A 13,080-nucleotide genomic window follows, 5' to 3' on the forward strand; every position below is an offset into this window, starting at 1 on the left:
TGAAATAAAGTTTGATAATTTAAAATGAGGTTCGATAATTTATAAAAGGGTTTGATACAATTACATTGATCTATGGATTGAGACAATCCAACAAACGGACCTGATTGTTATATAAAATAAAGGTTATCCTAGATTATGTAGGATAACTTTTATTTTTACCCTTTTTTCTTGTGAAAAGTAATGCTTGCGAAACTATGGCAAGTACAGGTAATTCAATTAACGGCCCAATAACTAAAGCCAAAGCAATAAGAGGTTGATCAGGGAATGCTGTCACAGCTATAGCCAAAGACACTGGTGAATTCCTAGCAATAATCGTCATATTTAAGCTAACCGTATCTTCATAAGAAAACTTTAAAAATCTTCCAACAAAGCGTCCTACTACATAGTTAATAACAAAAAATGATAAAACTGGAATAATTAAAATGTAAATAACTTCTAGTTTTACAAGTAAGTAAGAACCTTGGGAAGCAAACATTGCCATAATAGCTAATGATAAAAAGAAAATTTGGGCATTGCCGAAAAAGGGAATAATCTTATTGTTTAAAACAGATTTTTTTCTTAATAAGAGTCGTGTAAGATGAGCAAGTATAAATGGAATAACTAATACAATTACTATACTTTCTATAAGTGTTGACATGGGTATCGATTCAATAGTTCCAGCAAATATTAACAAATATACTGGTAAAAGTACGACTTGCAAAATTAAATTAATCGGCAAAACAGATGTTGAAAGAGACACATTTCCTTTTGCTATACCAGTAAACGCTAGATACCAATCTGTACAAGGTGTTACCATAAGCATGATAAAACCAATCCATAAAGCAGGATAATCAGATAAGAAAACAGAACCTAAACCCCAAGCTAATATTGGTGTCCAGATAAAATTAATGATCGTACTGGACCCTAGAAATTTAATATTTGAAAAAGCCTTCTTTAATTGTTGTAATGGAATTGTTAAAAACAATCCGTATAGCATTAACAATAGAAATGGTGTAATAAGATTTTCGGCATATTGTTCAATGATGTTTACCTGTCCTAATAAGAGACCTAAACTAACAGCAAATAATATAATAAAGGTTTGTAGTTTATCTAATACCCCCATAAAAAATTCAATCCTTCTTAAAACTATGTAATCCAATTACTAGTAAGTATAGTATAATTACATTTCTATTGCATTCTTTTCATTCCGCAATCGCCCAATTGTGGAAGATTAGCACTGGAAAATGATCAATCTTTTTTTCAAAACAGGTTCTTTAAATTAACATAAAAAAGCAAGTTTCTGGGTTGTTTTTAATCAAACTTTATTTTAAAGCCACAGTTATATAGCTTAGCCCCTGCCAAAAATTTGGTTTCCATGTTAAAAAGTTCTTATCTCTGCTAAATAGTTGTACATTGAGATAAGAGCATAGGGAAAACAGAGGGCATTATTCAATTTGAATTCAATAGCTTTTTAATCATAGATCAAATGTTTATTTTAACTAAATTTCAATATTAAATTTAGGCTGGTTCCAGTTTGGTATTATAATAAGTTGAATTTATGATTTAAAGTATTTTTACTCAATATACTTGCATGATTGACAATCATTGGTATCATCCTTTTCTATGAGTAATTAAAGTAAAAAGGGCCTCTAAACGAAGCCCTTTTGCAATAGTTGCGAGTTTTGACCTTCCTTATTAAGCCTCTTTCCGTTGCTTATTAGTGTTCTCCTTTGAAGATCCGCAACAGCTGTTGTTTTCAGTTTGTTTGACTTCTTCGATTTCAATGCTGCAGCAATTGGGTTTAGAGAACAACTTTTTAAGACCAGACTTTTTTTCTGCCATGAATATCACCTCCTTAAAAGGGTGATTTGATGATGCAAGCGCAACAACTATTTTCTTTTTAAACCTAAATAATTAAATTAACAATAAGACCTGTACCTATAGCCACTATTAAAATAGCTGAAATAAATGCAACTAAAAATTTCTTCTTAAATAGTTTAGACAACATAACTACTTCTGGGATACTTGCACCTGCACCACCAATAACTAAAGCAATTACAGTACCCATTGACATACCTTTTGAAACAAGTGCTTCTGCAATAGGTAACATTGTTTCAGGACGAATATACATTGGAATACCAATGACCGAAGCAATCATTATAGAGAAAATTCCGTCACCACTTGCATATTTTGTAATAAACTCTGCTGGAACAAATCCATAAATAAATGCACCAATAAAGACCCCTATAAATAAGTAAGGAAGCATTGGATAAAGAAATGCCCATGCATCATTTAAAGCTTGCTTAACTCTAGACCCTTGTTTATTACTGAAAAAGCCATCACCTTTAACAGTTACACCTTTATACGTCCCTGCTAAATTAAGTTTTGAAAATATAAGCCCCGTTAAAATACTAAAAATACTTAGCACGATAAAATATACTAGCGCAATTTCCCAACCTAACAATGCCCAAAGCATGAAAATCATAACCGGATTCATTAATGGTGAAGCAATTAAAAAACTCATTGAAGGTCCAAATGGTACTTTGGAATTTAATAATCCTGCTAGTATGGGTATTGTTGAACAGGAGCAAAATGGTGTAATTGCACCAAACAATGTACCTAATAAATAATTAACAGCTTTGTTTGGGCGACTTAAAATTTTTTTAATTTTTTCCTCTGATATTACTTGTTGAATTAAACTCACAATAAAGCTCACTACAATAAATAAAGCAAGTAATTCAAAAAATAGCATGAAAAAGGTTTTTATAAATTCTAAAATTGAATCTGTCATAAATATAACTCCTTTACATTTTATGTATCAACTTTTTTTGATATATAAATCAAAAAAAGTTGATTTATATAATAAATAACTAAGATACCCGTTAGAAAATTTTACAACAAGTATCTTCAGATAAGACAAACTGTATTTGTTCTTCATTAATTTTATAATAATTCCATGTACCATGTTTTTCTGGAATCAGAATATTAACATTTACTAATTTTTTTAAGTGATAAGATAGTTTTGATTGCTTTAACTCTAATTTTTCTTCTAAATCACAGACACACAAAGATTTATTTGGACTTTTACTAATTTCATTTATAATTTTTAATCTTATTTTATCAGCTAATGCATTAAACATATTTTCATAAAAATCAAGTGCCTCATCTTCACCTAATTCATTTACCTTTTTAATTAATTCCATTATTTCACCTCCAACTAATACATCAATTTTTTTTGATTTATTAACAGTATATTATCCATAAAATTAAATTGCAACCTTTTTAATCAAATTTATTTGATGAATTCCCCCTTAACTCCCTTTTAACACGATGTTCCGCATGAGAGTTGTTCGAAAAGAACTATAAAATTGACTTTGTTTTCAACACTAGGATTTTAGAAAAGCCTGCTGGATTACAAGAACGGTGGAAAAAAGTTAGAAAAACGCATCAAATCAAGTATTTAAATTATTAATATATGCGTATAAGAATTTTAATCTAAAGAATAGTAGTAGGAGTAAAATAAAATGATTTCTTAAAATTTCATGTTTCTGTGTATTAATCCATTGAATATATAAGCAAATAGTTATATACTAATTCCATAATAAATAATAAAAAGGGGGATTTAAATGCTGCAAATATCTTTTGAAATAGACAAAGCTGCGAACATTTTAAAACTGCTTGGTGACAAGACACGTCTAACGATGATGAAATTAATGGATAATCACGCTTGTTGTGTATGTGAATTTGTAGAAATATTTCAGTTCAGTCAACCAGCTGTTAGTCAACACTTGCGTAAGCTTAAAGATTTAGGACTGGTAGTGGAAGAAAGGAAAGGACAATGGATTTTCTACTCAGTAAATAAAAATAATGAGTATTATTCATTTATTCAACCAATTCTTGATCAACTTCCGAGTCAGGACTATAAAATAAAAGAACTAGAAGAAAAAGGTACACGAATTAATTGTTGTTAATATTGGAGGTATTATTTTGTCAACAACGCTTATACTCGCAATACTCATATTTGTAGCAACCCTCGTCCTAGTCATTTGGCAACCAAAAGGTTTAAATATTGGTTGGTCTGCAATGGGAGGAGCAGTTTTAGCTCTAATTGTAGGAGTCGTAGGGTTTAGTGATGTAATCGAAGTAACACAAATCGTTTGGAACGCCACATTGGCATTCGTAGCAATCATTCTTATTTCTTTAATTTTGGATGAAATTGGATTATTCGAATGGGCTGCCTTACATATGGCCCGTTTTGCAAAGGGTAATGGAATAAAAATGTTTGTCTATATCAGTATATTAGGTGCGATTGTTGCTGCCTTGTTTGCGAATGATGGTGCAGCGTTAATTCTTACACCAATCGTACTTGCTATGGTACGTAATTTAAATTTCAAAGAAAAAATGATTTTTCCGTTTATCATGGCGAGTGGTTTTATCGCTGATACAACATCATTACCATTCATTGTCAGTAACTTAGTAAATATTGTGTCTGCAGACTTCTTTGGTATCGGATTTGTTGAATATGCTTCACGAATGATTATTCCAAATTTATTTTCATTAGTTGCAACGATTTCAGTGTTACTGATTTACTTTAGAAAAAGTATTCCAAGGTCGTATGATGTTTCTAAATTAACCGAACCTAGAAATGCTATTAAAGATCATAAAATGTTTCGTCTATCATGGTATGTCCTTGGCTTATTAGTAATTGGATACTTTACTAGTGAATTTATCAATATACCTGTTTCTATTATTGCAGGAACCATTGCTATCTTCTTTATTATTATGGGTAGACAAAGTTCCGCAGTAAATACAAAAAACGCTATTAAGGGAGCGCCGTGGGATATTGTGTTCTTTTCCATCGGAATGTATGTCGTGGTATATGGATTAGGAAATGCGGGACTCACCACTGCTCTAGCAAGTGTCATTCAAATGGTTGCCGAAGAAGGCTTATTTATTGCTACCGTTGGAATGGGGTTCATTGCTGCTTTTCTATCATCCATTATGAATAATATGCCAACGGTAATGATTGATGCTTTAGCAATCGCAGAAACAAATACATCGGGTGTGTTAAGGGAAGCACTTATTTATGCGAATGTTGTCGGATCAGACTTGGGTCCAAAAATAACACCAATTGGTTCTTTAGCAACATTAGTATGGCTTCATGTTCTTTCACAAAAAGGAATTAAGATTTCTTGGGGAACGTATTTCAAGACTGGTATTATTCTAACGCTACCAATCTTATTTATCACGTTACTAGGTCTATATTTAACATTAACTATATTTTAATAAAGGAGTATTTATATGGGTAAAAAAACAATTTATTTCTTATGCACAGGTAACTCTTGCAGAAGTCAAATGGCAGAAGGCTGGGCAAAAAAGTATCTTGGAGATGAATGGGAAGTTCGAAGTGCAGGCATTGAAGCACATGGATTAAATCCCAATGCCGTAAAAGCCATGAAGGAAGTTGGTATTGATATAACAGATCAAAAATCGAAAACTATTGACCCAGAATTTTTAAATAACGCAACAATGGCTGTCACCTTATGTGGTGATGCAAAGGATAGTTGTCCAATGACGCCTGCTCATGTAAAAAGAGAACATTGGGGATTTGATGATCCAGCTAAATCAGAAGGTACGGAAGAGGAAGTATGGCAAGTATTTCAGCGTGTTCGGGACGAAATTGGTGAACGAATTAAACGATTTGCAGAAACCGAAGAATGACTGGTAGATAAGCCGTGAGAATATACTCAAAGCTTATCTATCTGATACCATATAAGTATATAGTTATATATTAATGGACTGGAGGTATTACCTATGAAAAAAGTAGAAATCTTTGACCCAGCTATGTGCTGTTCAACAGGAGTTTGTGGACCTAGTGTCGATCCAAACCTAACAAGAGTAGCTTCTGCAGTTTATTCAATGGAACAAAAAGGCGTGGACATCAAGCGATTTAATTTAGCAAATGACCCTGCAGCTTTTGCAGATAATAAAACGGTAAATCAGGTTCTTCAAGAAAAAGGAGCAGATGCACTTCCAGTAATACTTTTAGATGGGGAAGTAGTTAAAGTCGGTGAATATCCAACCAATGAGGAATTTGCGGAATGGTTGGAAGTAAGTGCGGAGGAATTGACTCAGAAACCTTGTGTACGTGTTTCAGTAAAACTCGATTAAAGGAGCATCTTAAAATGTATACACGTTATAATCCGAAACAGCATGTCGAAACACCTTATCTATTTTTTACTGGCAAAGGTGGGGTTGGAAAAACGTCCGTAGCATGTGCAACAGCAGTAGCACTTGCTGATCAAGGAAAAAAGGTTTTGTTAGTCAGTACGGATCCTGCTTCTAATTTGCAGGATGTATTTGAAATCGAGTTATCTCGTGAGCCTGTTGGAATTCCAAGTGTAAAAAACTTATTTGCGAGTAATATTGATCCAGAAGAAGCAGCCAGAGTATATCGTGAGAAAACGGTTGGACCATATCGGGATAAACTTCCAGAATCGGTAGTCAATCAGATGGAGGAACAGCTTTCTGGAGCATGTACAGTAGAAATTGCCACATTTGATGAATTCTCTCATTTATTAGCTGATGATAGAATTTTTACTCAATATGATCATGTATTGTTTGACACTGCTCCAACAGGTCATACGCTTCGTTTATTATCCCTACCTACAGCATGGTCAGGTTATTTGGAGGAAGCAACACATGGTGCTTCCTGCTTGGGTCCATTGTCAGGACTTGATGATAAGAAGGATATGTACCAAAAAGCAGTTGAATCCCTTTCTGATGGTGAAAAAACAACACTAATCTTAGTTGCAAGACCAGAGGAATCCACACTGATTGAAGCTAACCGTGCATCATCAGAGCTTGGAGAGATTGGCATCAAAAAACAAATGCTTATCATAAATGGACTATTGCAGTCTTATGACCAAAATGATGAGGTATCTACTGCGTTTTACGAAGGGCAGCAAGAAGCATTAACGAAAACACCAGAGGAACTGAAAAAAATTCAAACCTATTCATTGCCTTTTGTATCGTATTCCCTAATTGGTATGGATCGTCTTCGACAAATTGTTAGCGATGAACCTTTAGTTGAATTCAAGGAGACTAGTGAGGATACGGAACTTGCACCACTTTCTGAACTAAAGGATGTAATTGATGATTTTTCATCTAAAAATACTCGTGTTATTTTTACAATGGGTAAAGGTGGAGTTGGAAAAACATCAGTCGCTGCAGCAATCGCAGTTGGATTGACGGAAAAAGGGCATAAAGTTCATTTAACAACAACTGACCCAGCAGCACATCTGGAATATATGTTCCAAAACGGTACTGTTAATGAGAATTTATCCATCAGCAGTATTAACCCAGAAGTAGAAGTAGAAGCTTACAAAAAAGAAGTAATTACTAATGCTGGTGAATTGAATGATGACGAACTTGCCTTCTTACAGGAAGACCTTGAGTCTCCATGTACGGAAGAGATTGCGGTGTTCCGTGCTTTTGCCGATGTAGTAGAAAGGTCTGAACAAGAAATTGTTGTTATCGATACTGCACCAACCGGGCATACGTTGCTTTTACTTGATTCATCGGAGGCTTATCACAAGGAAATGAGCCGTTCTACAGGTGAAATTCCAGAAAGTGTGAAAAAGTTATTGCCAAGACTGCGTAACCCAGAAGAGACAGGGGTAGTCGTTGTTACATTGACAGAAGCAACTCCTGTTTTTGAGGCAACACGCTTGCAGGATGACTTAAAGCGAGCAGAGTTAACTCCAAAATGGTGGGTCATCAATCGAAGTTTATATGCAACAGGAACAACAGATAAAGTATTAAAAGCACGTGCAGCATCGGAAAAGCAATGGATTAAGAAAGTACAAGAAGAATTAGCTGATAATAGTGCGTTAATCCCTTGGATGAAGGAAGTAAAAATAGGCTATGACCAATTGAAGAAATTTGTTCAACTTTAAAAAATAAGGGGAGGAATTATAATGAATATCACAGAAAAGGCTAAAAATAAATTACAGGTTATTTTTCAAGAAAAGGGTGCAGAAGGTATTCGCTTCTATTCAATGGGGGCGGGATGTTGTGGTCCGCAATTAGGTATTTCTCTAGATGCGCCTGAAGAAAACGATATTGTGGAAGAAATTGATGGAATTAAAGTAGCCATTGATAAGGTTGTTAAAGATACTGTAGAAGGATTAACATTAGATGACGATGAAACACCAAACGGATCGCAATTTGTGTTACTAGGAATGGATCAGTGCTGCTAAGAATAAACATCAAGATAAGATCTGGAGGATTATAAACATATGAAGATAATTATTATTGGTTCAGTTGCAGCTGGTACATCTGTTGCTGCAAAGGCACGCAGAAACGATGAAAATGCAGAAATCACGTTATATAATGCAGACTATGATATCTCTTATTCCATTTGTGGAATTCCCTACTTTTTAGGGGGAGAAGTCGATGAGTTAGAGACATTAACACCGAGAAGTGCTGCATGGTTTAAAAAACGTTACAATGTGGACATTCATACACGTCATGAAGTTATAGGGATAGATACAGATAAGAAATCAGTCACGGTTAAAAATTTAGATACCAGTGAGACGAAACAGGACAATTATGATACATTGGTCTTTGCGACTGGTGCTACTCCAACCACCCCACCAATTAAAGGGGGAGACATGAAACACGTCTTTCATGTCCGCAATATCCAAAACACAGCAACAATAAATTCGTTTATGGTTTCTAATAATCCGAAAAAGGTGACTATCATCGGTGCTGGTTTCATCGGACTTGAAATGGCAGAACAGTTGACTCATAAAGGATTAGAAGTAACGATTGTACAGCGTAGCAATCAGATTATGCCGCATTTGGATAAAGATATGGCATCCCGTGTAGAAGAACATATCCGAGATAACGGAGTAAACTTGTTATTAAACGAAGAAGCAACTGTGATTACAGAGAATGCTGTGCAAACAAAAAGTGGAAATGTCATTGATTCTGACATAGTTATTTTAGCAACTGGTGTGAGACCTAATACCAAACTGGCAAAAGAAATTGGTGTCGAATTGGGTGCATCTGGAGCAATAAAAGTAAATCCGAAAATGCAAACCAATCTGTCTGATATTTATGCTGTTGGGGACGTAGCAGAAAGCTTTTCAATTATAACAGGAAAACCTATTTATCGTCCGTTAGGCTCTACAGCCAATAAAATGGGACGTATAGCTGGAGATGTAATTACTGGAGGTGATTTGGAACACCGCGGTATTTTAGGTACAGGAATTTTAAGGGTGTTTGACTTAGCGGTAGGCTATACCGGTTTAAGTGAAAAAGGGGCTAAGACAGAAGGGTTTGATATTGAAGTATTACACAATATTAAGCCTTCGAGAGCAGAGTACCTTGGTGGAAAAGAATTAATAATCAAGGCGATTGCAGATAGAAAAACAAGCCAAATTTTAGGTGTGCAAATCGTAGGAGAAGATGGAGTCGATAAGCGAATCGATGTATTCGTAACGGCTATCTCCTTTAAAGCAAAAGCTGAAGACTTATTCCATTTGGATTTAGCATACGCACCACCATTCAGTACAACTAAAGATCCCGTTATGTACACTGGGATGGCTTTACAAAATGCGATAGATAAGAAAAATAAACTGATTACCCCACAAGAATTAACGGATAGAATCGATAGCGGAGAAAGGTTCCAGATTATTGATGCAAGAGCAACGAAACAGTATGAGGTATCGAAAGTGGATGGAGCAGTAAATATTCCATTGGCAAAGTTGCGTGATGAAGCGAAGAATTTGGATCCTAATATCCCTACCGTAACGTATTGTAATAAAGGTGTTACAGGAAATGCTGCCCAGAATGTGTTAAAAAATATGGGTTTTAAAGAGGTATTTAATCTTTCTGGCGGGAATAAGAATTATCAGAGTTTTAAACGAAAGTTATAAAGAAAAACTATTAGGAGTAAAGATGTTTAGTGTCTTTTAATGATAGCAAGTTAGTTGTAACAGAAAAATTTAATCATATACTTGACCGTGTACTAAGGTACACGGTTTATTATGTTTCTAGGGGTGAATTATTTGAGTTACCGAATCAGTGTATTTGCAGAAAAATGTGGTGTAAATAAAGAGACAATTAGATATTACGAACAAAAAGGATTATTGCAAGAGCCTTTCCGAACGAATGCTAGGTATAGGATTTATTCAGATGACAATGTTAAGCGTGTAAAATTTATCAAAAGACTCCAAGACCTTGGGTTTACATTAAATGAAATTTATAAATTACTTGGCGTTGTTGATAATGATGAGGTTCGCTGCCGAAATATGTTCGAATTTGTATCGCAAAAGGAGAAAGCGGTTCGAAAACAGATTGAAGATTTAAAGCGAATCGAATCTATGCTACTGGATTTAAAAAGAAGATGCCCAGATCAAAAAGAATTACATCATTGTCCTATTATCGAATCACTAATTGTTGATTAGGGATAAGTATTACTGAATTATTTATAGAACTTAGGAGGAATAATTATGAAAAAATATCGGCTTAATATCGAGGGGATGAGCTGTTCAGGATGTGAGCAGCATATTAATATTGCATTAACTAGTATTGGTGCTAAAAACATTGAAACTAGTTTTCGATGTGGTGTATCTGTTTTTGAATTACCAAATGACGTTAATGTAGATAAAGTAAAAATGGTAATTACGCAAGCAAAATACCAACCTAAAGATATAGAAGAAATTTCATTACAAAAAAATGTAGAGTTAGATCATCAGGCTGGTTATGATTTACTAATTATTGGCTCAGGTGGGGCTGCTTTTTCCGCTGCCATTAAAGCTATCGAATATGGTGCAAAGGTTGGTATGATTGAACGTGGAATAGTTGGTGGAACTTGTGTAAATATTGGTTGTGTTCCATCAAAAACGCTTCTTAAAGCAGGAGAAATCAATCGCTTGGCTAAAACAAATCCATTTGCAGGACTACAAACATCTTCCGATAAAGTAGAATTAAATTCATTAATGGAACAAAAGGATGAATTAGTTAGTGGTCTTCGCAAACAAAAGTATATTGATTTAATCGAAGAATATGGAATTGATTTGATTGTGGGTCAAGCGAAGTTTGTTGATGAAAATACAGTTGAAGTAAATGGGAAAAATTTTTCATCAAAACGATTCCTAATCGCAACAGGTGCGTCTCCTTTTGTACCGCCTATTTCTGGTCTTAAAGAAGTGGATTATTTGACAAGTACATCGTTACTTGAGCTAAAAGAGGTTCCTAAACGTTTAACGGTTGTCGGTTCTGGATTCATTGGTTTGGAGCTTGGGCAAATGTTTCATAATTTGGGTTCTGAAGTAACACTTATACAAAGAGGCGAACGAATATTAAAAGGCTATGAACCAGAGATTTCAGAAGTTGCGGAAAAAGCACTAAGTGAACAAGGGATATATTTTGTAAAAGGTGCGGTTTTAGAACGAGTTGAACAAAAAGGAGAAATAAAAAAAGTTTATGTCACTGTAGATGGAAAACAAAATGTTATAGAAAGTGAACAACTTTTTATTGCTGCAGGAAGACAACCCAATACCAAAGAATTAAACTTAAAAGCTGCCGGTGTCAATGTTGGGTCTTGTAATGAGATAAAAATAAATGAATATGCCCAAACAAATAATAAAAATATCTATGCTGCTGGAGATGTCACATTGGGTCCTCAATTCGTTTATGTAGCTGCTTATGAAGGGAAAACTGTTGCTGATAATGCTATTGGCAGTTTGAATCGTAAACTAAATTTAGAGGTAGTACCTAGCGTTGTATTTACATATCCTTCAATCGCTACGGTTGGTTTAACGGAGGAACAGGCAAAAGAAAAAGGATATGAAGTAAAAATATCCGTATTACCTTTAGATTCTGTCCCTAGAGCAATCGTAAATAGAGAAACTACTGGTGTAATTAAATTAGTAGCAGAAGAAAAATCATTAAAGGTATTAGGAATTCATATCGTGGCAGAAAATGCAGGAGATGTAATCTATGCTGGAACATTAGCCGTAAAATTTGGATTAACTATTGAAGATTTAACAGAGAGCCTAGCTCCGTATTTAACAATGTCAGAAGGATTAAAATTGGCTGCTCTTTCAATTGATAAAGATGTTTCCAAATTATCTTGTTGTGCAGGATAAAAATAATATAATATACCTAAAACGAGTATTTATCTAAGTTGTAAAAATAACTTTTGACCCCTATAGTATTTGTTAGATATTAACAAAAATCAGTTTTAAATTAGTAATGAAAATTAAAGTGATAGTCTCTCACTATTCTAAGGTATTAGCTCATGAAGTAAACACCTTTCCTCTTACTTTAGGCGTCTTTTTAAACAAAGACGCTTTTCCTTTTTATAAAATTTCCCATGCGCAACTCTTTAGGTTATTACATACTAACAATTGCCAATTCTAATAAGATTTCTATAGACCCACACGAAATTGCCTTGATACAATGTTCAGGCAGTTAATGGAGGGGAATTACTATGGATGAACAAAAATATAAGAATCTAAAAATGGGTGAGTAAAAAAGGACTTATCCATTAATGGACAAGTCCTTAAATCGCAAAAATTATTCTACTGGTGATAATTCACCTTCTGTTACCCATTTATGGTTTTTCACTTCTTCCCCTAAGTAAGTAGATATAAAATCAACCATATGTACGGTTGTTTCTTCTGCTGAATCAATTACTGCTGAGGCTCCGTCCATCCCTTCCATATGATCTGTATTTAAGGTCACTTCGGATTCCCGGTTCAAATGAATTTTCTCCCGCTCCTTCAATTTCTTCGTGTATAACCCATTTATGATCTTCTATCGCTTCCCCATCAGTTGTTTGGGTATAGGAAACAGTATAAACTGTTGTATCATATGCTCCAACAATTGTTGCCTCTGCACCATTCATCCCAGTCATATGATCAGATTCAATTATAGCTTGGCTACCAACTTCACACGTTTTATTTTCAGCTTCTTCTAAACCTTCTGGAACTTCACCAGAACTAGAATGGCTCATACCAGAATAATCCATTCCATCCATATCTTCGTCAGGTTCTTCCATATCCATTTCATCATCATTATTGGATT

General features: G+C 34.4%; 13 protein-coding genes and 1 pseudogene. 9 read left to right on the plus strand and 5 right to left on the minus strand.

Going from position 1 to position 13,080, the window contains the following annotated elements; all coding sequences use genetic code 11:
• Positions 1-133: 133 nt before the first annotated feature.
• From D8M05_RS02395 to D8M05_RS02405, 4 genes are all read right to left on the minus strand, one after another.
• Positions 134-1,102 (minus strand): arsenic resistance protein, encoded by a 969-nt coding sequence (locus D8M05_RS02395; protein ID WP_121128283.1) that lies wholly within the window; start codon positions 1,100-1,102, stop codon positions 134-136.
• A 572-nt stretch (positions 1,103-1,674) separates the two neighbouring features.
• Positions 1,675-1,821 (minus strand): hypothetical protein, encoded by a 147-nt coding sequence (locus D8M05_RS20065; RefSeq protein WP_153834510.1) that lies wholly within the window; start codon positions 1,819-1,821, stop codon positions 1,675-1,677.
• Between the two features lie 64 nt (positions 1,822-1,885).
• Positions 1,886-2,770, minus strand: a complete 885-nt coding sequence (locus tag D8M05_RS02400) for a permease (RefSeq protein WP_121128285.1) — start codon at positions 2,768-2,770, stop codon at positions 1,886-1,888.
• A 91-nt stretch (positions 2,771-2,861) separates the two neighbouring features.
• Entirely contained in the window at positions 2,862-3,182 is a 321-nt protein-coding gene (locus D8M05_RS02405; RefSeq protein WP_121128287.1) for an ArsR/SmtB family transcription factor, read from the minus strand.
• 423 nt (positions 3,183-3,605) lie between these two features.
• Here D8M05_RS02405 and D8M05_RS02410 point away from each other — a divergent pair, with 423 nt between their 5' ends.
• The 9 genes from D8M05_RS02410 (at position 3,606) to merA (ending at position 12,140) form a co-directional block, all read left to right on the plus strand.
• The gene (locus tag D8M05_RS02410) at positions 3,606-3,950 is read left to right on the plus strand and encodes an ArsR/SmtB family transcription factor (protein ID WP_121128289.1); all 345 of its coding nucleotides are present in this window, start codon (positions 3,606-3,608) and stop codon (positions 3,948-3,950) included.
• 16 nt (positions 3,951-3,966) lie between these two features.
• On the plus strand, positions 3,967-5,265 hold the full coding sequence (locus tag D8M05_RS02415; RefSeq protein WP_121128291.1) for an arsenic transporter: 1,299 nt from the start codon (positions 3,967-3,969) through the stop codon (positions 5,263-5,265).
• A 15-nt stretch (positions 5,266-5,280) separates the two neighbouring features.
• On the plus strand, positions 5,281-5,700 hold the full coding sequence (gene arsC / locus D8M05_RS02420; protein WP_121128293.1) for an arsenate reductase (thioredoxin): 420 nt from the start codon (positions 5,281-5,283) through the stop codon (positions 5,698-5,700).
• Positions 5,701-5,793: 93 nt separating this feature from the next.
• Positions 5,794-6,150: an arsenite efflux transporter metallochaperone ArsD gene (gene arsD / locus D8M05_RS02425; protein WP_121128295.1), complete on the plus strand. Its 357-nt coding sequence runs from the start codon at positions 5,794-5,796 to the stop codon at positions 6,148-6,150.
• A gap of 14 nt (positions 6,151-6,164) precedes the next feature.
• A complete protein-coding gene (arsA, locus tag D8M05_RS02430; RefSeq protein ID WP_121128296.1) occupies positions 6,165-7,937 on the plus strand; it encodes an arsenical pump-driving ATPase in 1,773 nt (590 codons plus the stop codon).
• Between the two features lie 21 nt (positions 7,938-7,958).
• The gene (locus tag D8M05_RS02435; protein WP_121128298.1) at positions 7,959-8,240 is read left to right on the plus strand and encodes a HesB/IscA family protein; all 282 of its coding nucleotides are present in this window, start codon (positions 7,959-7,961) and stop codon (positions 8,238-8,240) included.
• A 39-nt stretch (positions 8,241-8,279) separates the two neighbouring features.
• Positions 8,280-9,923 (plus strand): FAD-dependent oxidoreductase, encoded by a 1,644-nt coding sequence (locus D8M05_RS02440; protein WP_121128300.1) that lies wholly within the window; start codon positions 8,280-8,282, stop codon positions 9,921-9,923.
• Positions 9,924-10,055: 132 nt separating this feature from the next.
• On the plus strand, positions 10,056-10,454 hold the full coding sequence (merR, locus tag D8M05_RS02445) for a mercury resistance transcriptional regulator MerR (protein ID WP_121128301.1): 399 nt from the start codon (positions 10,056-10,058) through the stop codon (positions 10,452-10,454).
• Positions 10,455-10,499: 45 nt separating this feature from the next.
• The gene (merA, locus tag D8M05_RS02450) at positions 10,500-12,140 is read left to right on the plus strand and encodes a mercury(II) reductase (RefSeq protein WP_121128303.1); all 1,641 of its coding nucleotides are present in this window, start codon (positions 10,500-10,502) and stop codon (positions 12,138-12,140) included.
• Between the two features lie 430 nt (positions 12,141-12,570).
• Here merA and D8M05_RS02455 read toward each other — a convergent pair.
• Positions 12,571-13,060, minus strand: a pseudogene (locus D8M05_RS02455) (YdhK family protein).
• Positions 13,061-13,080 lie beyond the last annotated feature (20 nt).

Origin of the sequence: Oceanobacillus bengalensis, assembly GCF_003628445.1 — a bacterium.
GTDB classification, from domain to species: Bacteria; Bacillota; Bacilli; order Bacillales; family Amphibacillaceae; genus Oceanobacillus; species Oceanobacillus bengalensis.

Coding starts and splice junctions, on each gene's coding strand:
- D8M05_RS02395 (WP_121128283.1), bottom strand. CDS start 1,102: ATGGGGGTATTAGATAAACTACAAACCTTTATTATATTATTTGCTGTT.
- D8M05_RS20065 (WP_153834510.1), bottom strand. CDS start 1,821: ATGGCAGAAAAAAAGTCTGGTCTTAAAAAGTTGTTCTCTAAACCCAAT.
- D8M05_RS02400 (WP_121128285.1), bottom strand. CDS start 2,770: ATGACAGATTCAATTTTAGAATTTATAAAAACCTTTTTCATGCTATTT.
- D8M05_RS02405 (WP_121128287.1), bottom strand. CDS start 3,182: ATGGAATTAATTAAAAAGGTAAATGAATTAGGTGAAGATGAGGCACTT.
- D8M05_RS02410 (WP_121128289.1), top strand. CDS start 3,606: ATGCTGCAAATATCTTTTGAAATAGACAAAGCTGCGAACATTTTAAAA.
- arsC (WP_121128293.1), top strand. CDS start 5,281: ATGGGTAAAAAAACAATTTATTTCTTATGCACAGGTAACTCTTGCAGA.
- arsD (WP_121128295.1), top strand. CDS start 5,794: ATGAAAAAAGTAGAAATCTTTGACCCAGCTATGTGCTGTTCAACAGGA.
- arsA (WP_121128296.1), top strand. CDS start 6,165: ATGTATACACGTTATAATCCGAAACAGCATGTCGAAACACCTTATCTA.
- D8M05_RS02435 (WP_121128298.1), top strand. CDS start 7,959: ATGAATATCACAGAAAAGGCTAAAAATAAATTACAGGTTATTTTTCAA.
- D8M05_RS02440 (WP_121128300.1), top strand. CDS start 8,280: ATGAAGATAATTATTATTGGTTCAGTTGCAGCTGGTACATCTGTTGCT.
- merA (WP_121128303.1), top strand. CDS start 10,500: ATGAAAAAATATCGGCTTAATATCGAGGGGATGAGCTGTTCAGGATGT.